This is a genomic window from Planococcus maitriensis (genome assembly GCF_003289925.1).
Classification (GTDB): domain Bacteria; phylum Bacillota; class Bacilli; order Bacillales_A; family Planococcaceae; genus Planococcus; species Planococcus maitriensis.
Map to the genome: position 1 here is coordinate 1,054,076 of NZ_QLZQ01000001.1, position 23,583 is coordinate 1,077,658.

A 23,583-nucleotide genomic window follows, 5' to 3' on the forward strand; every position below is an offset into this window, starting at 1 on the left:
TGCCGCTTGTAGCGGAAATCCCCACGGTTAAGACAATGTATGCGCTTTATTATCTTTGTTTCCTTGGCGCATTTCATGTAAAATGAAATTATACGAGACGGAAAGTGAGGGGTTTGGACATGAAGTTCAAATCTGTTTTTGATATAATCGGCCCGGTAATGATCGGGCCATCATCATCACACACTGCGGGGGCGGCACGCATCGGCAGGGTGGCACGCGATTTGTTCGGCAGGCAGCCGAAGTGGGCAAAGATCCATTTATATGGTTCTTTCGCTGAAACTTACAAAGGGCATTCGACCGATGTAGCGATCGTCGGCGGGTTGTTGGATTATGATACATTTGATGAACGCATCAAAACCGCTTTTGAAGAAGCGGAAAAACTCGGCTTGGATTATGAATTCATTCCCGAAACGGGTCATGTCGACCATCCGAATACGGCGCGCATCGTCATCGGGGATGAAAAATCCGAAATGTCGATGATGGGGATTTCCATCGGCGGGGGCAAGATCGAGATTACGGAACTGAATGGTTTCCCGCTCAGGCTGTCGGGCAATCACCCGGCCATCCTCGTCGTCCATGATGACCGCTCGGGCTGTATCGCGAATGTAGCGAATTGTTTATATAAATACGATATCAACATCGGCCATATGGAAGTATCCCGCAAAGAGCGCGGGGACATGGCCTTGATGGTCATCGAAGTCGATCAGACGGTAGATGTAGAAGTAATGGGCGAATTGCGCGAGTTGCCGAACATTACGCAAGTCACACGCATCGCCGACTAAACTGGAGGTAAGAGAAATGGATGTTCTATTCCGAAATGTTAGGGAGCTCGTCGAACGGGCAGAAAAAGAAGGCAAGCTCATTTCCGAGATCATGATCGAACAGGAGATGCTCATCACGGACCGTTCACGGGAAGATATCATGCAGCAGATGGAGCGCAATTTGACTGTCATGGAAGAAGCGGTCGAAAAAGGCTTGCAAGGCGTTCATTCCGTTTCCGGTTTGACCGGTGGCGACGCAGTGCTTCTCCAAAAATACATGCAGCAAGGCAATAGCCTGTCCGGCGATCTGTTGCTCGATGCCGTCAGCAAAGCCGTTGCGACCAATGAAGTGAACGCGGCGATGGGCACGATCTGCGCGACGCCGACCGCAGGATCCGCAGGGGTTGTCCCGGGCACCTTGTTTGCCGTCAAGAATAAATTGAACCCGACGCGTGAACAGATGATCCGTTATCTGTTCACATCCGGAGCATTCGGCTTTGTCGTGGCCAATAACGCCTCGATTTCTGGAGCTGCTGGTGGATGCCAAGCGGAAGTCGGCTCTGCAGCGGCAATGGCTTCTGCTGCCATCATTGAAATGGCAGGGGGCACGCCTCAGCAAAGTTCTGAAGCTTTTGCCATTACCTTGAAGAATATGCTCGGTCTAGTCTGCGACCCTGTGGCGGGGCTCGTGGAAGTGCCATGCGTGAAGCGCAATGCAATGGGTGCATCCAATGCGGTTGTTGCCGCCGATATGGCGCTCGCTGGTGTCACCAGCCGCATCCCGTGCGACGAAGTCATCAGCGCCATGTTCGAAATCGGGCAAGCAATGCCTAGCGCGTTCCGCGAAACGGCAAAAGGCGGATTGGCTGCGACACCGACCGGCAAATGGCTAGAATCAAAAATTTTCGGCGGGTCGGTAGTCGGCAGTGGACAATAAAGCACCCGTCTCTTCATTGAAGGGGGTCGGGAAGCAAGCGGCTGAAACCTTACGGGACATGAAGATCGAAAGTCTGGAAGACTTGATCATGACCTTCCCGTATCGCCACGAGGATTTCCAGCTCAAAGATCTGGCTGAAACGCCCCATAATGAACGGGTAACGGTGGAGGGAAGGGTCGAAAATGAGCCTTCCGTCCTTTTTTTAGGGAAAAATAAATCACGGACGACTGTGACGGTGCTCGTCGGCCGCCATCTCGTCAAAGCGGTATTCTTCAACCAGCATTACGTGAAAGCCAAGCTTCAAATCGGCGCGATCGTCACCTTGACCGGCAAATGGGACCGCGGCCGCCAATTGATCACGGTTTCCAGCCATTCGATCGGACCGCGGACGGATGGCGCGGATTTTGAACCGGTTTACAGCCTGAAAGGTTCTATGCACCAGAAAACCTTTCGCAAGCTCATGCGGCAGGCGTTAAATGCCACAAAAGGGGGCCTTCAAGATTGCCTGCCCGCTTCCATCCGTGAAGAATACCAGCTGCTGCCGTTTGAAGAAGCGCTAGAAACTGTCCATTTTCCGGAAGATGCGGCATCGCTTAAGCAGGCGCGCCGGCGCTTTGTGTATGAAGAGCTATTGCAATTCCAATTGAAGATGCAGGCGCTGCGCAAGAAGAACCGGGAAGCGGAGGGCGGTTCGTTCATCGATTATGATTTGAATCGCTTGAAAGCGTTCATCGATGCCTTGCCGTTCGATTTGACCAGTGCCCAAAAGCGCGTCGTCAATGAAATCTGTCGCGACATGAAAGAACCGTTCCGGATGAACCGCCTATTGCAGGGAGATGTCGGTTCCGGCAAGACCGTCGTCGCCGCGATCGCTCTATATGCCGCCGTCACAGCAGGCAAACAAGGGGCGCTCATGGCACCGACGGAAATCCTCGCTGAGCAGCATGCCAACACGCTCGAAGAATGGTTCCGGCCCTTTGGCGTCAGCGTCGCCTTATTGACGGGATCAGTTAAAGGCAAGAGGCGCAAGGAAGTGTTGAAGCGTCTAGTCGACGGCGAAATCGACCTTCTGATTGGCACCCATGCATTGATCCAGCCGGAAGTTTTGTTCAAAAGCCTAGGATTGGTCATCACCGATGAACAACACCGTTTCGGCGTAGATCAACGGCGTGTGCTGAAAGATAAAGCCTTGAACCCGGATGTCCTGTTCATGACCGCCACACCGATTCCACGGACACTTGCGATTTCGGCTTTCGGTGAAATGGACGTCTCGATCATCGACGAAATGCCGGCCGGGCGAAAAGAGATCGAAACCTATTGGATGAAAAAAGAAATGTTCGGCAAAATTGTCGGCCGCATGGAAAAAGAACTTCTCGCCGGGCGGCAGGCGTATGTCATCGCACCACTGATCGAAGAATCCGAAACCTTGGAATACCAGAATGCGGTCGAGTTGTACCAGCAATTGACGGTGTATTTCGAAGGCCGTCATGCCGTCGGGTTGATGCACGGACGCCTGCATCCGGATGAAAAAGAGCAAACGATGCGTGAATTTGCTGAAGGAAAGATCGCGGTGCTGGTGTCGACGACTGTGGTCGAAGTCGGCGTCAACGTCCCAAATGCTTCGTTCATGCTTATTTATGACGCTGAACGTTTTGGCTTGTCGCAGCTACACCAATTGCGCGGGCGCGTTGGCCGTGGCAGCGACCAATCCTATTGTGTGCTGTTGGCAGACCCGAAAACGGAGATCGGCAAAGAGCGCATGAATTCGATGACGGAAACGAACGACGGCTTTATCCTTGCCGAAAAAGATTTGGAGCTGCGTGGTCCTGGGGATTTCTTTGGCCGCAAGCAAAGCGGCATCCCGGAGTTCCGCATGGCGGATTTGGTCCACGATTACCGTGCGCTTGAAGCGGCGAGAAAAGACGCGGAAGCGTTGATCGCCAGCGAGTCGTTCTGGGTCTCGGACGAAACGAAATGCCTGCGGGCGATGCTCGAAGACTCCGGCATTCTCGAAGGCGGAAGGCTTGATTAGGATGCAGGGAGACCGATTTTCCTTGCATTCTTTTTTTGTTGTTTATATACTCATATTAGTACCAAGTGCTAATAGCGGGCGGTGACATAGTGAGAAAACCTAAAAAAGAGCGGCAAGCTGCGCTGAAATCCTCGATTAAGGACAATCCCTTCGTGACCGATGAAGAATTATCTGCAGAGTTCGGTGTCAGTGTCCAGACCATCCGTCTCGACAGGATGGAGCTTTCGATTCCTGAACTTCGGGAGCGCATTAAACATGTTGCCGAGAAGACCTTTGACGATGAAGTGAAATCCTTGCCGATTGATGAAGTGATCGGTGAAATAATCGATATAGAACTGGACAATAAAGCCATCTCGATTTTTGATGTCAAACCGGAACACGTTTTCCAGCGCAATAGAATTGCCAGGGGGCATCATCTGTTTGCACAGGCGAATTCCTTGGCGGTAGCGGTGATGAACGAAGAATTGGCCTTGACGGTGAAATCGGAATTGCAATTCTTGAAGCCGGTTAAAGCCGGGCAGCGGGTCGTCGCGAAAGCGCAAGTGACCGACAGGCAGCCGCACAAGCACCGCGCGTTCGTCAAAGTGGTGTCGACGGTTGACCAGGCAGTAGTTTTTATCGGGACATTTGAAATGTACCGCATGACTGAACAAAGTGAAGGTGACAATTCGTGAAAATAGCGATTGATGCAATGGGCGGGGACAACGCCCCAAAAGAAATCATCGAAGGTGTCAAACAAGCACTCGAAGCGTTTAACGATGTAGAGATTTTACTGTATGGACAACAGGAAAAGATCGATGAGTACATAAAACCGCAAGACCGTTTGACCATTATCCATTGCGCTGAAGTGATTGAAGCGGAAGATGATCCAGTCCGTTCCGTGCGGCGCAAAAAAGATGCCTCCATGGTGCGCATGGCTGAAGCAGTCAAAGAAGGAAATGCGGATGCCGCTGTATCCGCAGGCAATACAGGAGCGCTCATGTCTGCAGGACTCTTCATCGTCGGCCGCATCGACGGCGTGGACCGTCCGGCGCTTGCGCCGACCTTGCCGACGCTGGACGGAAAAGGCTTTCTCATGCTTGACCTCGGTGCCAATGCCGATGCCAAACCTGAGCATTTGGTCCAATACGCCATCATGGGCAGCATTTATGCCGAAAAAGTACGGGGCGTCCAAAATCCCACAGTCGGCTTGTTGAATATCGGGACAGAAGAGAAAAAAGGCAATGAACTGACGAAAGCGGCATTTCCATTGCTTAAAGAAGCACCTGTCAACTTCGTCGGGAATGTGGAATCACGCGATTTGCTGAACGGTGCCGCCGATGTGGTCGTCACTGACGGCTTCACCGGCAATATGGTCTTGAAAACGATTGAAGGAACGGCGATGAACGTATTCGCGATGATCAAGGATGTCTTTATGGCTTCGACTAAAACCAAAATAGCGGCGATGCTCGTGAAAAATGATTTGAGTGCGTTAAAAGGCATGCTGGATTACAGCGAATACGGCGGTGCCGGATTGTTCGGGCTGAAGGCGCCGGTCATCAAAGCGCATGGTTCATCCAATGGCACCGCATTCTATAATGCCATCCGCCAAGCGCGGACAATGGTCGAGCATGACGTGGCCGGCAAGATTTACAGCACCTTGAAGGAGGAACAACCATCATGAGGAAGCAAATCGCATTTATTTATCCTGGGCAAGGCTCACAGGCTGTGGGCATGGGCGAAAGCTTTCTGGAAGATGACAAGAGCCGCCAATTTTTCGAAAGCGCTGACCAAGTGCTCGGGATGGGCTTGTCGAAATTGATGCTTGAAGGCCCGCAGGAAGAATTGACTTTGACGTATAACGCGCAGCCGGCGCTCTTGACTGTCAGCTCGATGATCACGGAACGGCTGATCCGTGCAGGGGTGCGCCCGGATTATACAGCAGGGCACAGCCTTGGTGAATATAGCGCACTTGTCGCTTCGAACGTCCTGGAATTCCCGAAAGCGGTGGAAGTGGTCCATAAGCGCGGGCTATTCATGAACGAAGCAGTGCCTGCAGGTGAAGGCGCGATGGCCGCTATTCTGGGGATGGATGCAGACAAGCTGGAAGAAGTGACGGATGACGCGACCAATAGCGCGGGTGTCGTCCAATTGGCCAACTTGAACTGCCCTGGGCAAATCGTTATTTCCGGAACGAAAGCGGGAGTGGAAAAAGCGTGTGAACTGGCAAAAGAGCGCGGCGCAAAACGTGCCATCCCGCTTGACGTCAGCGGCCCATTCCACTCGGAATTGATGCGTTCCGCGTCACAGGACTTGGCGAAAGTGCTGAGTGAATCATTCTTGCTCAATGCCAAAGTGCCTGTCGTGACAAATGTCAAAGCGGAGCCGGAAACAAACGCGACCCAATTGCAGGACCTGCTGATCCATCAGCTGTACTCGCCGGTTTTATGGGAGCAATCTGTGCGGAAGATGATCGACCTCGGCGTCAGCGTCTTTGTTGAAGTCGGGCCTGGCAAAGTGCTGAGCGGCTTGGTAAAGAAAATCGACCGCTCGGTGACAGTGATTCCGGTCCATGACCTGGCGTCATTTGAAAAAGCGGTAGAGGAGCTGACGACATGAGCAGATTAACAGGAAAGACAGCCATCATTACAGGAGCTTCGCGCGGCATTGGGGCAGCAATAGCCCGCCGTTTTGCTGAGGAAGGCGCAAATATTGTCGTCAACTACAGCGGCAGCCAGGACAAGGCGGAAGCGGTAGTAGCCGGGATTGCACAATCAGGCGGCAAAGCGATCGCCGTCAAGGCCGATGTAGCGGATGCCGATGCAGTGAAATCGCTGGCAGATGCGGCGATGAAGGAATTCGGCTCGATCGATATCCTAGTCAATAATGCGGGCATCACCCGCGACAATTTGATGATGCGCATGAAAGAAGACGAATGGGACGATGTCATCAATACGAATCTGAAAGGCGTTTTCCTGTGCACGAAAGCCGTGACACGCCAAATGATGAAACAGCGCGCCGGCCGCATCATCAATATCGCCTCGATCGTTGGTGTCATGGGCAATGCAGGACAAGCCAATTACGTGGCGGCGAAAGCGGGCGTTATCGGCTTGACGAAGACGACAGCACGTGAACTCGCAAGCCGCGGGATTACAGCAAATGCGGTAGCCCCGGGTTTCATCACGACTGACATGACGGAAAAACTCGGCGACGACGTGCAATCGAGCATGCTCGCCCAGATTCCGCTAGCCCGTTTCGGCGCACCGGAAGATGTGGCGAATGCGGCATTGTTCCTGGCTTCGGACGAAGCAAGTTATGTTACGGGGCAGACCTTGCATCTGGACGGCGGCATGGTCATGTAGTCCACAATTATGTATACTGATTTGAGGGGAGGTGACGGCATTGTCAACAGTATTGGAGCGAGTAACCAAAGTAATCGTAGATCGTCTTGGTGTGGAAGAGAGCGAAGTGAAACCTGAAGCGTCTTTCACGAACGACCTTGGAGCGGACTCATTGGATGTAGTTGAATTGGTCATGGAACTAGAAGACGAATTCGACATGGAAATTTCCGATGAAGATGCAGAAGGAATGTCAACAGTAGGCGACGCAGTAACTTACATCGAAAAAAAACAAGCTTAAGTTGAATAAACGGGATCCGTCCCAGCTTGATAGCACAAAAGATTGACGCACAGCCTGGCTGTGCGTCAATTCTCTTTTTGCACAATGCCCGAAAAACAGGTAAAATCAACAAGAGAACAATAGAGGAAGGCAGATAAAAATGGCGATGAAACGAAAACCGAAACACCCCAAACAAATGGCGCTGAAAGAAAGTGCGAAACAGGCATTTGAGCAATTGCAAAAAGAGCTGGATATCCAGTTTGAACAACCTGCCCTCCTGCAGCAGGCATTTACCCATTCATCTTATGTGAATGAGCATCGAAGAAGACAATTCACCGACAACGAGCGCCTGGAATTTCTGGGCGACGCTGTATTGGAATTGTCGGTGTCGCATTTCCTCTATATGAAATATCCCGAAATGGCTGAAGGGGAACTGACGAAGCTGCGCGCGTCGATCGTTTGCGAGCCGTCTCTTGTCCTATTCGCCAATGAACTGGGGTTCGGCAAATACATTCTGCTCGGCAAAGGCGAAGAATTGACAGGGGGCAGAACGCGCCCGGCACTTCTCGCGGATGTCTTTGAATCATTTGTCGGCGCACTTTACCTGGACCAGGGACTGGAAAAGGTCGTGGCCTTTTTAGAGGTAGTGTTATTCCCGAAAGTGGAAGTCGGTGCTTTTTCGCATGCGATGGATTACAAGAGCCAATTGCAGGAGCTGGTGCAGCAAAAAAACACCGGCACCTTGAATTATGAAATCATCGAAGAAAAGGGTCCTGCACATAGCCGGATTTTTGTGACGCGTGTTTCTTTAGGCGACCAAGAACTAGGCCTTGGCGACGGGCGCTCCAAAAAAGAAGCGGAGCAGAAGGCAGCGCAGCTTGCCATCCTTAAATTGCAGGAAACAGCGGAGGATTGAACATGTTTTTGAAAAGATTGGAAGTAATCGGGTTTAAATCGTTCGCCGACCGCGTCGGCATCGATTTCGTCCCAGGCGTCACCGCCGTTGTCGGGCCGAATGGCAGCGGCAAAAGCAATGTAACCGATGCGATCCGTTGGGTCCTCGGCGAGCAATCCGCGAAATCGCTGCGCGGGGCAAAAATGGAAGACGTGATTTTTGCCGGGAGCGATTCGAGGAAAGCGCTTAATTTTGCGGAAGTCACATTGGTGTTGGATAATACGGACGGCAAAGCCCCTCTCGATTACAGCGAAATCAGCGTAACGAGAAGGGTTTTTCGCAGTGGGGAAAGTGCTTATTTACTGAACAAACAGGCATGCCGCTTGAAAGATATCACCGATATGTTCATGGATTCAGGCCTCGGCAAGGAAGCATTTTCCATCATTTCACAAGGCCGGGTAGATGAAATCCTCAATAGCAAAGCGGACGAGCGGCGTTCCATTTTCGAAGAAGCAGCTGGGGTATTGAAATACAAACAGCGTAAACGGAAAGCCGAGTTCAAATTGAATGAAACAGACGAGAACTTGAACCGGGTGCTGGATATCCTGCATGAACTCGATGGCCGAATGGAGCCGCTGCAGATGCAAGCATCGGCAGCACGTGATTATCTCGACATGAGCGCCCAGTTGAAAGATGCCGATATTGCCTTATTGGCGCACGATGCGGATGCCTTGAAAGTACAACTTTCGGAGCTATCGCAAGAAGCCTTGCAGCACGCAGGGGAAGAACAGCGGCTGGCGGATGAAATTTCGGGAACGGAACAATTGATTGCTGATTCGAAACGTTCAGTGCACGTACTGGACAAGAAAATCGACGCGGCACAAGCAGCCCTTGTTGAAGCGAGTTCAGAATCCGAAAAATGGGAAGGCCGCAAGTTGCTGATGTCCGAGAAAAAGCATAATGCAAGCCGGCAGCGGCAGGCATTGGAAGAGTCGATCAAGACCGAACGCGGGGAAATCGCCAAGCTCGAAAAGCGCCATGCGGAACAAAGCGCATCGCTTGAGCAGCAAAAAATGGAGCAGCAGCAGATCCGCAAGTCGATTCAGCAGCTGGAGGCGCAATTGAACTTGACTCCTGCCGATATCGATAATGAAATTGAAGCGAAGAAATCCCTTTATATCGAATTGATGAACGAACAGGCAGGCTTGAAAAATGAACTGAAAAACATCGATTTCCAGCAACAGCAAATAACGGAGTCGAGCGGCCGCATCGCCGCACAAGAAAAGTCATTCAAGAACGAATTGTCGCGCCTGCTGAAAGAAAAAGAGCAAGCGGAAAAAGCGTACGAAGAAATCCATGCGGACCTTGAGCTCAAGCGCCAACATTTCAAAGAACAAGAAGCTGGCGCAAAACAATTGGCTGCGGATTACGACCATAAGAAATCCTTGTTGTTCCAGGCGTACCAATCCCATAAACAGCTGTCTGCACGCATCGAGACGCTGCAGGACCTGGAAGCGGATTACTCAGGCTTCTTCCATGGAGTGCGTGAAGTCCTGCAGGCAAGGGAGCGCAAGGAACTCAAAGGCATCATTGGTGCCGTTGCGGAATTGGCCGATGTCCAAAAGCCCTATGCCAAAGCGGTCGAGACGGCATTCGGCGCAGCCAGCCAGCACATCGTCACGAGTGATGAAAAAAGTGCCAGTGAAGCGATCCGCTTTCTGAGGACGAAACGCGCAGGGCGTTCCACCTTCCTGCCGATGACGGTCATGAAGCCGAGGCAGATCTCCCAGCAAGTGGTGCAATCGGTTTCGGCGCATCCTGCATTTGTGGATATCGCTTCGCAGCTCGTCAGTTATGACAAACGATACGCAATGATTTTCCAGAATCTGCTCGGCAATGTCCTCGTTGCAAAAGATCTTGAAGGCGCGACCTCGATAGCAAAAGCGATCGGCCACAGATACCGCGTAGTGACCTTGGACGGCGACGTCATCAATGCCGGCGGATCCATGACAGGCGGCGCGACGAAAAACCAGGCTTCGTTCTTTACGAGAAAGGCGGAGCTGGAACAATTGCAGCAACAGGCAGCTGAACTTCAAGGCACCATTGCGGAAGCCGAACAGAAAGTCCGTGACTTGCAATCGCGTGCAGAAATCGCAAAAGAGCAATTGGAGCGGCTTCGCACAGAAGGGGAACGCTACCGCGAACTTGAGGCAGAAAGTGCGATTCATCTGCGGGAAATCGAAGCGGTGTGGAAAACGACCGACAGCCGCTTTGCGCTGTTCCGTGCAGAACAGCAGACCAAGCAGGATCTCTCGGGCCTTGCTTCTCGCAAGGAAGAGGCAGCTGGGCGCATGGACGCCATCGCACGCGAGCTGGAGGGCCTGAACGGAGAAATCGAGGAATTGGCCGGCTTCAAGCAGCAGAAAGAAACAGCCAGAGGTGAATTGCTGGCTAGACTTGCTGAATTGAAATCAGACATGGCAGTCCGCAAAGAGCGCATCCAGCAGCTGACTGCTCAAGTGGATGAATTATTGGAACGCCGGACAGCCAGCCTCAACAGGCTTGGGGAGCTTGAACGCGAGCTGGAATGGATCCAATCCGAAGAAGCTTCAAAAAGCTTTTCGGATGAAGAAATCGAGGCGGAGATCAAGAAATGGTCCGATGCACGGCGGTCAGCGAACACAACGGTCGATGCCTCCCGCAAAGAGCGCGAAAAGCTGCAGCAGGCGCTTGACGAAGAAGAACGGCAATTGCGTGAACAAAGCCGCATCCACAAAGGCTTCACGGAAGCAGTGCGTATCTGCGAAGTGAAGGCGACGCGGCTTGAAGTGCAATTGCAGGGACTCCTCGGACAGCTCGAGGAACATTACGAACTGGACCTTGAAGCGGCAAGCAGCTATCCGCTTGAAGGAGAGGAAGCCGCTGTCAGGAAGCAAGTGAAGCTCCTCAAGCAGTCGATCGAAGAACTTGGCAGCGTCAATATCGGCGCCATCGAAGAATATGAACATGTGGCGGAACGCCATCGCTTCTTGAGCGAGCAACGGGATGATTTGAATGAAGCGAAAGATACGCTCCGCAGCCTGATCGAAGAAATGGACGAGGAGATGACTTTGCGCTTTGATGAAACATTCCACGCCATCCGCAGCCATTTCCGCCAGGTCTTCCGGGAATTGTTCGGTGGCGGTTCGGCGGATCTGGTGTTGACCAAACCATCAGATTTGCTCATGACCGGTGTCGACATCATTGCGCAGCCACCAGGCAAGAAGCTGCAGAATTTGAGCTTGCTGTCGGGAGGAGAACGGGCGCTTACAGCGATCGCATTGCTGTTCGCCATCTTGAAAGTGCGCCCCGTGCCATTTTGCGTACTGGATGAAGTCGAAGCGGCACTTGATGAATCGAATGTCGTGCGTTACAGTCAGTACTTGAAAAAATTCAGTGAAGACACCCAGTTTATCGTCATTACGCATCGCAAGGGCACGATGGAAGGCGCTGACGTGCTCTATGGCATCACGATGCAGGAATCCGGCATTTCCAAGCTGGTTTCCGTGAAACTGCAGGAAGACATCAAATAAGGAGTGATTCGATGAGTTTCTTTAAGAAATTGAAAGATAAATTCAGCAATAATGTAGAAGAAGAACAATCAACCGAAAAATACCGCGAAGGATTAAGCAAGACGCGGACCGGCTTTACATCGAAGATCAATGATTTGGTTGCGCGTTACCGCAAAGTCGATGAGGACTTTTTCGAGGAATTGGAAGAAGTATTGCTGCAGGCGGACGTCGGCTTTGAAACGGTCATGGATTTGATGGAAGAGCTGCGTTTTGAAGTGCAGCGCCAGAATGTCAAAGACACTTCCAATGTGCAGTCGGTCATTTCCGAAAAGCTTGTCGAAATCTATGAGGCAGGAGATCAGGAATTGAGCGAATTGACTTTTGCCGAATCCGGCCCAACTGTCATCTTGATGGTCGGCGTCAATGGCGTCGGCAAAACGACGACGATCGGGAAATTGGCACAGCGCCTGAAAAATGAAGGCAAGTCGGTCATGCTCGCAGCGGGTGACACATTCCGCGCCGGAGCGATCGATCAGCTTGATGTATGGGGCCAGCGTGTCGGCGTGGAGACGATTAAGCAAAGCGAAGGATCCGATCCGGCAGCGGTCATGTACGACGCGGTGCGCGCCGCGAAATCGCGCAATATCGACGTCTTGATCTGTGATACGGCAGGCCGCCTGCAGAACAAAGTCAATTTGATGAATGAATTGCAGAAAGTGCATCGTGTCATTGCCCGTGAAATTCCCGGGGCTCCTCATGAAGTGCTGCTCGCGCTCGATGCAACGACAGGGCAAAATGCGATGATCCAGGCCCAAACCTTTAAAGAAGTGACGGAAGTGACAGGCATCGTCTTGACGAAACTCGACGGAACCGCAAAAGGCGGCATTGTCCTGGCGATCCGCAACAAGCTCAATATCCCGGTGAAATTCGTCGGGCTGGGCGAAAAACTCGATGACCTGCAGCCGTTCGACCCGCAGAAATACGTCTACGGTTTATTTGCCGAAGGCTTGGACCGGGAAGAGCAGGAAGAATTGGGCTCAGACAAGTAAAATTACTTGACGGAGGCTTCGGGATTCAGTATGGTATACAGGAGTATGAATGGGGTGAGCGTCATTGATGGGACTGGAAAAAACGACAAGAATGAACTATCTTTTTGATTTCTATCAGGAGCTGCTGACGCCCAAACAGCGCAGCTATATGAGCTTGTATTATCTGGATGACCACTCGCTCGGCGAAATTGCCGAAGAGTATGATATCACCCGCCAAGCGGTGTATGACAATATCCGCCGGACCGAAGCGATGCTTGAAGAATATGAGGAGAAGTTGCAGCTGTTCGAGAAATTCCAGCGGCGCCAGCAACTCGTCTCGACTTTTGAAAAACAGCCATTCACCGATGACAATGTCCAGAAATTTTTGGACGAACTGAAGGAATGGGACTAGGAGGCGGTATATAGTGGCATTTGAAGGATTATCTGAACGCCTGCAAGGGACGATGACCAAAATCAAGGGCAAAGGGAAATTGTCCGAAGCAGACGTAAAAGAGATGATGCGCGAAGTCCGCTTTGCCTTGATTGAAGCGGACGTCAACTTGAAAGTAGTCAAGTCGTTCATCAAGAAAGTCAGTGAACGCGCTGTCGGCCTTGAAGTGATGGAAAGTTTGACGCCAGGCCAGCAAGTCGTGAAAATCGTCAAAGACGAATTGACGGAGCTGATGGGCGGCGAACAAAGCAAGATCGATTTCTCTACGCGGCAGCCGACGGTCATCATGATGGTCGGTTTGCAAGGGGCCGGTAAGACGACGACGACCGGGAAGCTTGCAGGTGTGCTCCGCAAAAAGAATAACCGCAAGCCATTGCTTGTCGCAGCGGATGTTTACCGCCCGGCAGCGATCAACCAGCTGGAGACGATCGGCAAGCAACTGTCTTTGCCGGTGTTCTCCAAAGGAACGGAAGCGAATCCTGTCGACATCGCCCGTGAAGCGATCGAACACGCCAAAGCGGAACATCTCGATACGGTCATCATCGATACCGCAGGACGCCTGCATGTCGATGAGCAATTGATGCAGGAATTGAAAGACATCCGGTCGATCAAAGAGCCGGATGAGATTTTCCTTGTCGTCGATGCGATGACCGGGCAGGATGCGGTCAACGTGGCGCAGAGCTTCGATGAGGCAATCGGCATCACGGGCGTTGTCCTGACAAAACTTGATGGCGATACGCGCGGCGGTGCGGCGTTGTCGATCCGCACCGTCACAGAAAAGCCGATCAAGTACATCGGTACAGGCGAGAAGATGGACGCGCTTGAACCGTTCCACCCAGAGCGCATGGCTTCCCGCATACTCGGCATGGGCGATATGCTGTCCTTGATCGAAAAAGCGCAAACGAACGTCGATGAAGCGAAGGCGAAGGAGTTGGAAGAGAAGTTCCGCACATCTTCATTCACTTTCGATGATTTCCTTGAGCAATTGGACCAAGTGAAGCAAATGGGGCCGCTCGATGAGATCTTGAAGATGCTTCCAGGCGCCAATAAAATCAAAGGCCTCGAAAACGCCAAAGTGGACGAGAGCCAAATGGGCCGTGTCGAAGCGATCATCCGTTCGATGACGATCCAGGAGAAGACGACTCCCGAAATCATCAATGCAAACCGCAAGAAGCGGATTGCGCGCGGTTCCGGGACGTCCATCCAAGACGTCAACAGATTGCTCAAGCAGTTTGAGGACATGAAGAAAATGATGAAACAAATGTCCGGAATGGCCGGCAAAAAGGGCAAGAAAAAGATGTCGATGCCAGGCCTGGACTCGCTTTTCAAGTAAATTTGGGAGTGTTAAGAAAAAATACTTTACAAACCTTTTAAAGCTTGCTAATATAATATCTTGTGTGAAACTATTCGGAGGTGCTTTATAAAATGGCAGTAAAAATTCGCTTAAAACGTATGGGAGCTAAAAAGTCTCCTTTCTACCGTATCGTAGTCGCTGATTCACGTGCTCCACGTGACGGCCGTCAGATCCAAACAGTAGGTACTTACAACCCGCTGACAATTCCAGCTGAAGTTAAAATCGACGAGGAATTGGCGTTGAAATGGCTTCACGATGGCGCTAAACCATCTGACACTGTACGTAACTTGTTCTCTCAGAACGGCCTAATGGAGAAATTCCATAACGAAAAACTAAACAAGTAAGGGAGCGTTCTTATGGAGCAGCTGATTGAAACGATCATCAAGCCGCTAGTTGATTATCCGGAAGAAGTTCGTATTGAAAAAGACGAAAACACTAACCGAGTCGTCTACAAGCTTTCCGTGCATCAAAGCGATACAGGGAAAGTGATCGGCAAGCAAGGACGTGTAGCGAAAGCTGTGCGCTCTGTCGTCTATTCAGCAGCAGGGAACTATCATAAGAAGAAAACGTACCTTGATATTGTGGATTGAAAGGAAGGAGCCCCGGTTCCTTCCTTTTTTTCAGGAAAAAAACAGGAAGGGTGTTTAGGCGTGGAATGGTTTAACGTAGGAAAAATAGTCAATACCCATGGGATTCGCGGTGAAGTGCGGGTGATGTCGCGTACCGATTTCCCGGAAGAACGGTTTGCCATCGGCAATAAGCTCGGCTTGTTCACGGCCGGCGCCAAAAAGCCGATCATGGTGAAAGTGGCGAGCCACCGTACCCATAAAAACTTCAATCTCTTATCGTTCGAAGGCTACCCGACCATCAATGATGTCGAAGCTTTCAAGGAAGGCTATCTGAAGATCGCTGAGCATGATCTGGGCGATTTGGAAGAAGGCGCTTTTTACCACCACGAAATCCTGGGATGCCAAGTGTTTTCAGTTGAAGGCGACGAAATCGGCACGGTGACGGAGATTTTGGAGACTGGCGCCAATGATGTGTGGGAAGTGACGCCGGCAAAAGGCAAAAAGCATTACATCCCTTATATCGAAGACGTCGTCAAAGAAGTCGATATCGATGAGAAGAAAATCACCATCGATGTATTGGAAGGCCTTTTATCATGATGAACATCCAGGTGCTGTCTCTTTTCCCGCCCATGTTCGAAGGGGTATTCCAGCATTCGATCATGAAAAAAGCCCAGGACAAAGGCGCGGTCACATTAGGCGTCGTCGACATCCGCGAGTTTGCCGACAACAAGCGGCAAGTGGATGATTATCCATTCGGGGGTGGGGCCGGCATGGTGCTGAAGCCTGAACCCGTTTTCAATGCGGTCGAAAGCATCACAAAAGGCGGCAAGAAGCCGCGCGTCATCCTGATGTGCCCGCAAGGCGAACGCTTTACACAGAAGAAGGCGGAAGAACTTGCCCTTGAAGAGGAACTGGTGTTCATTTGCGGCCATTACGAGGGCTACGATGAACGCATCCGCGAACATCTGGTCACTGACGAGATCTCCATCGGCGACTTCGTGTTGACTGGCGGTGAGCTTGCGGCCATGACCGTGATCGACAGCGTCGTGCGGTTGCTCCCGGGCGTGCTCGGCAATAGCGATTCGCCCGTCCGTGATTCCTTTTCGACGGGGCTCCTGGAGCACCCCCATTACACGCGGCCAGCGAACTTCAGAGACATGGCAGTCCCGGACGTACTGACTTCGGGGAACCATGCCAAAATTGAAGACTGGCGCGAGGAGCAAGGGCTGAAGCGTACGCTTGAACGCCGGCCTGACCTTCTTGACCATGTCGAACTTAGCGATAAGCAGGAAAAGATCCTGGCTCGCTTAAAAGCCGAAAAATAAATCCGGATAGCTCTTGCAGGCGGGCGCGCGAAATGATAGTATGGAGAATGTACTTTTATGTAAAGTACACGAATCACGGTGTTCCGCTGCAAAGATTACGGATTGCAAGAGCATCTGTAGAAGGAGAGAAAAAACATGCAAAACATCATTGCTGAAATCACTAAAGAACAACTTCGTGCGGATCTTCCAGATTTCCGTCCAGGAGATACTGTTCGCGTCCACGTGAAAGTCGTCGAGGGAACCCGCGAACGTATCCAGGTATACGAAGGAGTCGTCATCAGCCGTCGCGGAGGCGGAATCAGTGAATCATTCACTGTCCGTAAAATCTCGTACGGTGTAGGTGTTGAACGTACATTCCCTGTACACACGCCGAAAATTGCTCAGCTTGAAGTTACTCGCCGTGGTAAAGTACGTCGTGCGAAATTGTACTACTTGCGCAACCTACGCGGTAAAGCAGCTCGCATCAAAGAAATCCGTTAATATCGCAAATCTAGGAGAAGGCTTAACGCCTTCTTCTTTTGCATCCTAAAGGCCCGGGCTGATCGCCTGGGCCTTTTCATATGCATTTCATGGCGCAAAAAGCATGGCGCATGCAGGTGGATTGCTTTTCTTTTCTTTGCTAAACACCTTATTTCGCTGTACAATTAAAGCATTAAGCGCGGGGAGGAACACGCATGGAAGCTGAAGGGAAAAAGAAGAATGAAGTGTGGGAATGGTCTAAAGCTCTATTGATTGCGTTCGGCCTTGCGGCAATTATCCGGTTTTTCCTATTCACCCCCATTGTGGTGGACGGGGAATCTATGATGCCGACCCTTGAACACGGCGACCGGATGATCGTCAACAAAATCGGCTATAATATCGGCGAACCGGATCGATTCGACATCATCGTCTTTCATGCGCCGGAACAAAAAGACTATATCAAGCGGGTCATCGGATTACCGGGCGACCATGTTGCCTATGAGGAAGACCAGCTCTTTATAAATGGGGAAGCAGTGGAAGAACCTTATCTTGACCAGTACAAGACAGGCATTACCGGCACCTTGACAGAAGATTTCGTGCTTGAGGATATCACCAGCTATTCCACCATCCCGGACGGCTATGTATTCGTCATGGGGGATAACCGCAGGGCGAGCAAAGACAGCCGCCATATCGGGCTGGTGCCGATCGATGAAGTGATCGGCAATACGAATTTCGTTTTTTGGCCGGTGGATGAAGCCGGCATCGTAAACTAAGGAGTGGTAGCATGACGATTCAATGGTTTCCCGGACATATGGCAAAAGCGCGCCGGGAAGTAACAGAAAAACTGAAGTTGGTGGATATCATTTTTGAATTGGTGGATGCCCGCTTGCCGCTGTCATCGCGCAACCCGATGATCGATCAAGTCATCCAGCAAAAGCCCCGCCTCATCATCCTCAATAAAATGGATATGGCAGACGAACGGGAAACAAAAAAATGGATCGAGCATTTCGAAAGGGAAGGCACACGTGCCGTGGCGATCAACTCCCTGGAAGGAAAAGGGCTTCAGGCGGTCACGAAAGCTTCGAAAGAGATCCTGAAAGAAAAATGGGACCGCATGGAAGCGAAAGGCATCAAGCCGCGCGCCATACGGGCCATGATCGTCGGAATCCCGAACGTCGGGAAATCGACCTTGATCAACCGCTTAGCCAAGAAAAGCCTGGCGAAAACAGGCAATATGCCGGGGGTGACGAAAGCCCAGCAATGGATCAAAGTCGGCAAGGAAATCGAATTGCTCGATACGCCGGGGATTCTCTGGCCAAAGTTCGAGGATCAGGAAACCGGCCAGAAGCTTGCAGTGACAGGAGCGATCAGAGATTCGGTCATCCAAATGCAGGAACTGGCGATCTATGCGCTGAAGTTTTTGGAAAAACGCTATCCAGACCGTTTAATGGACCGTTACGGCATTGACCATATTGACGAAGATTTGGTGAAGACTTTCGACCATATCGGCAAAAAACGCTATATGATCGGCCCTGACGGCGAAGTCGACTATGAAATGACGGCCGAGATCATCATCCGCGATATCCGTAACCAGCATCTCGGGCGCATCACCTTCGATTACCGGGATGAAATGATTGCAGAGCAAGATGAATTGGCATAACACAGCGGGTCCTCAAACAGGGCCCGCTATTTCTTTGTGAAAAGGAAGTGGCAAAATGGAGACGACAGCATCGATCAAGGAAAGATTATTGCAGTCAGAAAGTTACGAGCCCTGGATGAAGGAACTGAAAAGCGATTCGCGCAAAAGCGTCCAGCAATTGCTCGTATCCTGGCAGCGCCGTATCGACAAGAAGCATGCATTGCTGAAGCACTTGGAAGAAAAACAGGCTTTCGATCAGCAGTTCAAGGAAACGGCTGACTCACTGGTTGCGGGCATCGACGAGGCAGGTCGCGGCCCGCTGGCCGGCCCTGTTGTGACGGCCGCTGTCATTTTGCCGGAGGATTGCAGCGCATTCATCGGGTTGGACGATTCAAAGAAAATAGGGAAAGCCAAGCGCAATGAATTGGCGCAGCTCATCAAGGAACAGGCAATCAGCTGGTCAGTCCACATCCAGCCGCCTGAAGCTATCGACCGGCTGAATATTTACCAGGCGACAAAACAATCGATGGAAGCGGCAGCGAATGGCTTGGACATTGCGCCTAGCGTCGTATTGGCCGACGCCATGTCCCTATCGCTCCAGATGCCTTCTGAAGCGATCATCAAGGGGGATGCAAAAAGTTTATGCATCGCCGCCGCATCGATCCTTGCGAAGACCGGACGGGATGATCTGATGGATGAATACGCTGCGGCGTACCCTCAATACGGCTTTTCGAAGCATGCAGGATACGGCACGAAAGACCATCTGGCTGCACTTGATGCACATGGCCCTTGCCCAATCCACCGAAAAACCTTTGAGCCAGTAAAATCGATGGCTGAAAGACCGTAAGAGACGGAAAATTCGAAGTTTTATGCAGAGTGGCTGTAAGCTGTGGACATTCTGTGGCAACTTTAATACAATGGTAGAGGTAATAAAATTAAGAGACAGATGTTTGATTGGAGGATGACAGATGAATATCCATGAATATCAGGGAAAACAGGTCCTGAAACAATATGGCGTAGCAGTTCCAGAAGGCCATGTTGCTTTTTCACCTGAAGAAGCAGTTAAAGCAGCGAAAGAACTTGGTTCGGATGTTGTCGTTGTTAAAGCCCAAATCCACGCAGGTGGACGAGGCAAGGCAGGCGGCGTCAAGCTCGCGAAAAACTTGGACGAAGTGCGTGAATACGCGAAGGAATTGCTTGGCAAGGTCCTCGTAACGCATCAGACAGGCCCAGAAGGCAAAGAAGTCAAACGCCTCTACATCGAAGCGGGCAGCAATATCGAGAAGGAATACTACCTTGGTCTGGTCCTTGACCGTGAAACTTCACGCGTCACATTGATGGGCTCAGAAGAAGGCGGTATGGACATCGAGGAAGTTGCAGCAAACACCCCAGACCGTATCTTCTACGAAGAAATCGATCCGGTTGTCGGTTTGACTGGCTTCCAAGCCCGCCGTATGGCATTCAACATGAACATTCCGGCTAAGCTTGTCAACAAAGCAGCCAAATTGATGCTTGGCCTTTACCAGGCATATCTTGAGAAAGATGCAGCAATCGTCGAGATCAACCCATTGGTCGTTACAGGCGACGGGCAGGTAGTGGCTTTGGATGCGAAGTTCAACTTCGATGCAAACGCATTATACCGTCACCAGGACATCATGGAAATGCGCGATTACGATGAAGAAGACGCTAAAGAAATCGAAGCTTCCAAGTATGACTTGAGCTACATTTCTTTGGATGGAAACATCGGCTGTATGGTTAACGGTGCCGGCCTTGCTATGGCAACAATGGATACCATCAACTACTACGGCGGCTCACCCGCTAACTTCCTTGACGTTGGGGGCGGTGCCACTGCAGAGAAAGTAACGGAAGCATTCAAGATCATTCTTTCCGATAAGAACGTCAAAGGGATCTTCGTTAACATTTTCGGCGGAATCATGAAGTGTGACATCATTGCGGAAGGCGTAATCCAAGCTGCTAAAGAAGTAAGCCTGGAAGTGCCATTAGTCGTCCGTCTTGAAGGCACAAACGTGGAAATCGGTAAAAAACTGCTGAACGAATCAGGTCTTAACATCGTGGCTGCCGGAACTATGGCAGACGGCGCGAAAAAGATCGTAGAACTTGTAGGCTAAAGAAGGGCAGGGACAAAAATGAGCGTATACATTAATAAAGACACAAAAGTGCTTGTACAGGGAATTACAGGGTCAACTGCCCTTTTCCATACAAAGCAAATGCTTGAATACGGAACGAAAATCGTTGCGGGTGTAACACCAGGCAAAGGCGGAACTGAAGTTGAAGGCGTACCTGTATTCAATACAGTTCAAGATGCCGTAGAAGCGACAGGTGCCAATGTATCTGTAATTTATGTGCCGGCTCCTTTTGCTGCTGACGCAATTCTTGAAGCAACAGAAGCTGAGTTGGATATGGCAATCTGCATCACTGAGCATATTCCGGTACTCGATATGGTCAAAGTGAAGCGTTACATGGAAGGCAAGAAAACACGTCTTGTCGGACCGAACTGCCCGGGTGTCATCACTCCGGACGAATGCAAGATTGGCATCATGCCTGGATACATCCATAAAAAAGGACATGTCGGTGTTGTGTCACGCTCCGGTACTTTGACGTATGAAGCGACTCACCAATTGTCTGAAGAAGGCATCGGCCAATCGACTGCTGTCGGAATCGGCGGAGACCCGGTCAACGGCACAAACTTTATCGATGTATTGAAAGCTTTCAACGAAGATGAAGATACGTATGCAGTGGTCATGATCGGTGAAATCGGCGGTACTGCAGAAGAGGAAGCTGCACAATGGGTAAAAGAGAACATGACGAAACCTGTTGTCGGCTTTATCGGCGGCCAGACTGCCCCTGAAGGAAAACGCATGGGCCATGCCGGTGCGATCATTTCCGGAGGTAAAGGGACAGCTGCAGACAAGATCAAAGCAATGAACGCTGCTGGAATCGAAGTTGCAGACACACCATCCGTAATCGGCGAGACTTTGATCAAAGTGATCAAGGAAAAAGGCCTATACGACGCTTGCAAAACGCATTAATCAACGGATCCCCGGAGCATCTTTCTAGATGCCTCGGGGATTTTTCTGCTTTCTGGACATAAAAGAAAACAATTCAAGCGGATATACAGCGGTAATGGCCATTCCTCATCTATAATGGGGTTATCAGCATCAAGCGTTTGTAGGAGGACATGGAATGGAAACAGAATGGGTTTTGGGGATAGCGGCAGGGACCATAGCGGCGGTCTCCGGAATGAAGATGGCGAACAGCAGGACGAAATCTAAAAAGCAGGAGAGAAAAGAACAGGTGATTATGGATGAATTCATCACGCCATTTCTGCCGGAGGTAATGGGTTTTTACCATTTGGAAGTATTGGGGAAAGACCCGCTTTCAGCGGTAGACAGGGGAAAGCTGGTGGACAAGATCTATCGGCAGAGCCTCGGAGATGAATATGGGGGCCTAGACCGCCATGGGGCGTTGGGGCATCTGCAAGAATTGGCTGAACCCGCTAAAAATAACCGGCAGGAACTGCTCCAATTCCTATTTTGGTATCTTGATTTTTCGAACGGCATATTAAAAGATATGCTTGAACAATCGAATCCGCTGCTGCGGGAAGCCAGGCTGCTTGAGAAGCAATTTGCGGTGTGGTTTATTTGCCATGAGGAATTGAAGGTTGATGCGCCTGACAGCGTCCTTGAATTGATTCACCATAGTTCGTATTTTGCCGGTGCATTGAAGGAAATCGAAGCCGGGGTATTCCGTGAAATGATGGCAGACGATGAACTGCGCGGAGAGCGCCGGGGAAATTTCTCGCGAATCATTTTCCAGGCATTCGAAAAGGAAGCGGAGGGGGAAGCGGAGTTAAAGGCAGTCGAGCAGTTTCGCGAGCATTATAATAAGCGCTATACACATCGCAATAAAGGGCAAATCCGTTTTTAACATATTTACGGATTGTGCCTGAAGCTCTATGATAAGTGTAGGCGCAGCTCTTTTGCGCTGACCTTTTATGGAGGAGGAATGTCATGAACGATGAATTCACTCAACGCCTGCTCGCCCTGCATTACGTATACCCAAAACCCTTGAACCGCTTGGCCCCGCTGCTGAAGGAAGATCCCGAACTTGAATACTTGCGGTTTCGAAGCCCCGGGGAGCTTGCGGAAACGATGCAAATCCCTTTAGAGAAAGCGAACGCCTTGAAGCGCTCGTACCTCAACTATGCAAACACCCCATTCCTGGAAATCTACGCACAACAAGAGATCTTCCCCCTCACTTACCGCGATCCCCTTTACCCATCTTCCTTGCATGAGTTGATCGACCCGCCCGCCGTTCTATATATGAAAGGCGATTTCGCTTTGCTGGATGCACCTGAAAAAATAGCGGTCATCGGTTCAAGAAAGGCGCAAAGCTATTCACACTCGGCTATCCAGCAATTGCTTCCGCCCTTGTTGGCAGAAGGATTTGTCATTGTCAGCGGATTGGCTGAAGGCGCTGATGCAATGGCACACCGATGCGCCATCGATTCCGGCGGGAAAACCATTGCCGTCATCGGGAGCGGCTTTTTGCATCGCTACCCAAAAATCAACGATGCACTGTCCATTATAATAGAAGAAACTCAATTGCTGGTCACTGAGTACCCGCCGTATATGCCCCCTAGGAAATGGAATTTTCCGATGCGAAACCGTATCATCAGTGGATTATCGAAAGGGGTCATCGTCACGCAGGCAGAAGTGAAAAGCGGAACGTGGAGTACCATTGAACACGCATTGGAGCACGGAAAAGATATCTTCGCCGTTCCTGGGAACATCTTCTCCCCGCTTTCCGCCGGCCCGCATAAATTAATTTCAGAAGGGGCAAAACCTGTTTGGGACGGGGCTCAAGTGCTGGAAGAATACCGCCAATTGAGAAGCTGAAAACTGGCGGTTCGACGAAAAGCCTTGCAATCAGCCAAAAACTGTTATACATTTTGCATCAGGTGA

The 23,583-nt window shown here is 50.9% G+C and carries 25 protein-coding genes; all 25 read left to right on the top strand.

Annotated elements, in window-relative coordinates; genetic code table 11:
* The first annotated feature begins 119 nt into the window (after window positions 1–119).
* The 25 genes from sdaAB (at window position 120) to dprA (ending at window position 23,517) form a co-directional block, all read left to right on the top strand.
* Window positions 120–782, top strand: a complete 663-nt coding sequence (gene sdaAB, locus DP119_RS05095) for an L-serine ammonia-lyase, iron-sulfur-dependent subunit beta (RefSeq protein WP_112231435.1) — start codon at window positions 120–122, stop codon at window positions 780–782.
* A 16-nt stretch (window positions 783–798) separates the two neighbouring features.
* Window positions 799–1,698, top strand: coding sequence for an L-serine ammonia-lyase, iron-sulfur-dependent, subunit alpha (gene sdaAA / locus DP119_RS05100; RefSeq protein ID WP_058383555.1), 900 nt, complete (start codon window positions 799–801; stop codon window positions 1,696–1,698).
* Complete coding sequence (gene recG / locus DP119_RS05105; protein ID WP_112231437.1) at window positions 1,688–3,730, top strand: ATP-dependent DNA helicase RecG; 2,043 nt, start codon at window positions 1,688–1,690, stop codon at window positions 3,728–3,730. Before sdaAA ends, recG begins: the two co-directional genes overlap by 11 nt.
* A gap of 89 nt (window positions 3,731–3,819) precedes the next feature.
* Window positions 3,820–4,404, top strand: a complete 585-nt coding sequence (gene fapR / locus DP119_RS05110) for a transcription factor FapR (RefSeq protein ID WP_058383557.1) — start codon at window positions 3,820–3,822, stop codon at window positions 4,402–4,404.
* The gene (gene plsX / locus DP119_RS05115; protein WP_112231439.1) at window positions 4,401–5,393 is read left to right on the top strand and encodes a phosphate acyltransferase PlsX; all 993 of its coding nucleotides are present in this window, start codon (window positions 4,401–4,403) and stop codon (window positions 5,391–5,393) included. Before fapR ends, plsX begins: the two co-directional genes overlap by 4 nt.
* Complete coding sequence (gene fabD / locus DP119_RS05120; RefSeq protein ID WP_112231441.1) at window positions 5,390–6,328, top strand: ACP S-malonyltransferase; 939 nt, start codon at window positions 5,390–5,392, stop codon at window positions 6,326–6,328. The genes plsX and fabD overlap by 4 nt, the downstream gene beginning before the upstream one ends.
* A complete protein-coding gene (fabG, locus tag DP119_RS05125) occupies window positions 6,325–7,071 on the top strand; it encodes a 3-oxoacyl-[acyl-carrier-protein] reductase (protein ID WP_112231442.1) in 747 nt (248 codons plus the stop codon). Before fabD ends, fabG begins: the two co-directional genes overlap by 4 nt.
* 40 nt (window positions 7,072–7,111) lie before the next feature.
* Entirely contained in the window at window positions 7,112–7,348 is a 237-nt protein-coding gene (locus DP119_RS05130; protein WP_058383561.1) for an acyl carrier protein, read from the top strand.
* A 139-nt stretch (window positions 7,349–7,487) separates the two neighbouring features.
* Window positions 7,488–8,243, top strand: coding sequence for a ribonuclease III (gene rnc / locus DP119_RS05135; RefSeq protein ID WP_112231444.1), 756 nt, complete (start codon window positions 7,488–7,490; stop codon window positions 8,241–8,243).
* A 2-nt stretch (window positions 8,244–8,245) separates the two neighbouring features.
* Window positions 8,246–11,794 (top strand): chromosome segregation protein SMC, encoded by a 3,549-nt coding sequence (gene smc, locus DP119_RS05140; protein ID WP_112231446.1) that lies wholly within the window; start codon window positions 8,246–8,248, stop codon window positions 11,792–11,794.
* Window positions 11,795–11,805: 11 nt separating this feature from the next.
* Window positions 11,806–12,822 (top strand): signal recognition particle-docking protein FtsY, encoded by a 1,017-nt coding sequence (ftsY, locus tag DP119_RS05145; protein WP_112231448.1) that lies wholly within the window; start codon window positions 11,806–11,808, stop codon window positions 12,820–12,822.
* A gap of 67 nt (window positions 12,823–12,889) precedes the next feature.
* Window positions 12,890–13,213 carry a putative DNA-binding protein gene (locus DP119_RS05150; protein ID WP_112231450.1) on the top strand — a complete coding sequence of 108 codons (324 nt, stop codon included), beginning with the start codon at window positions 12,890–12,892 and terminating at the stop codon, window positions 13,211–13,213.
* Between the two features lie 13 nt (window positions 13,214–13,226).
* The gene (ffh, locus tag DP119_RS05155) at window positions 13,227–14,585 is read left to right on the top strand and encodes a signal recognition particle protein (protein ID WP_112231452.1); all 1,359 of its coding nucleotides are present in this window, start codon (window positions 13,227–13,229) and stop codon (window positions 14,583–14,585) included.
* A gap of 92 nt (window positions 14,586–14,677) precedes the next feature.
* Window positions 14,678–14,950 carry a 30S ribosomal protein S16 gene (rpsP, locus tag DP119_RS05160; RefSeq protein WP_112231454.1) on the top strand — a complete coding sequence of 91 codons (273 nt, stop codon included), beginning with the start codon at window positions 14,678–14,680 and terminating at the stop codon, window positions 14,948–14,950.
* A gap of 12 nt (window positions 14,951–14,962) precedes the next feature.
* Entirely contained in the window at window positions 14,963–15,196 is a 234-nt protein-coding gene (locus DP119_RS05165; protein ID WP_112231455.1) for a KH domain-containing protein, read from the top strand.
* A 60-nt stretch (window positions 15,197–15,256) separates the two neighbouring features.
* Complete coding sequence (rimM, locus tag DP119_RS05170) at window positions 15,257–15,772, top strand: ribosome maturation factor RimM (protein WP_112231457.1); 516 nt, start codon at window positions 15,257–15,259, stop codon at window positions 15,770–15,772.
* Entirely contained in the window at window positions 15,772–16,500 is a 729-nt protein-coding gene (gene trmD, locus DP119_RS05175; RefSeq protein ID WP_112231954.1) for a tRNA (guanosine(37)-N1)-methyltransferase TrmD, read from the top strand. The genes rimM and trmD overlap by 1 nt, the downstream gene beginning before the upstream one ends.
* Before the next feature lie 135 nt (window positions 16,501–16,635).
* Window positions 16,636–16,980, top strand: a complete 345-nt coding sequence (gene rplS, locus DP119_RS05180) for a 50S ribosomal protein L19 (RefSeq protein WP_058383570.1) — start codon at window positions 16,636–16,638, stop codon at window positions 16,978–16,980.
* Between the two features lie 194 nt (window positions 16,981–17,174).
* Window positions 17,175–17,732 carry a signal peptidase I gene (gene lepB, locus DP119_RS05185; protein WP_112231459.1) on the top strand — a complete coding sequence of 186 codons (558 nt, stop codon included), beginning with the start codon at window positions 17,175–17,177 and terminating at the stop codon, window positions 17,730–17,732.
* Between the two features lie 11 nt (window positions 17,733–17,743).
* Complete coding sequence (gene ylqF, locus DP119_RS05190) at window positions 17,744–18,619, top strand: ribosome biogenesis GTPase YlqF (RefSeq protein ID WP_112231461.1); 876 nt, start codon at window positions 17,744–17,746, stop codon at window positions 18,617–18,619.
* Window positions 18,620–18,674: 55 nt separating this feature from the next.
* A complete protein-coding gene (locus DP119_RS05195; RefSeq protein WP_112231462.1) occupies window positions 18,675–19,445 on the top strand; it encodes a ribonuclease HII in 771 nt (256 codons plus the stop codon).
* A 121-nt stretch (window positions 19,446–19,566) separates the two neighbouring features.
* Entirely contained in the window at window positions 19,567–20,727 is a 1,161-nt protein-coding gene (gene sucC, locus DP119_RS05200) for an ADP-forming succinate--CoA ligase subunit beta (protein WP_112231464.1), read from the top strand.
* An 18-nt stretch (window positions 20,728–20,745) separates the two neighbouring features.
* Window positions 20,746–21,648 carry a succinate--CoA ligase subunit alpha gene (gene sucD / locus DP119_RS05205; protein WP_068869399.1) on the top strand — a complete coding sequence of 301 codons (903 nt, stop codon included), beginning with the start codon at window positions 20,746–20,748 and terminating at the stop codon, window positions 21,646–21,648.
* A 154-nt stretch (window positions 21,649–21,802) separates the two neighbouring features.
* Window positions 21,803–22,546, top strand: coding sequence for a hypothetical protein (locus tag DP119_RS05210; protein WP_112231466.1), 744 nt, complete (start codon window positions 21,803–21,805; stop codon window positions 22,544–22,546).
* A gap of 83 nt (window positions 22,547–22,629) precedes the next feature.
* The gene (gene dprA / locus DP119_RS05215; RefSeq protein ID WP_112231468.1) at window positions 22,630–23,517 is read left to right on the top strand and encodes a DNA-processing protein DprA; all 888 of its coding nucleotides are present in this window, start codon (window positions 22,630–22,632) and stop codon (window positions 23,515–23,517) included.
* Window positions 23,518–23,583 lie beyond the last annotated feature (66 nt).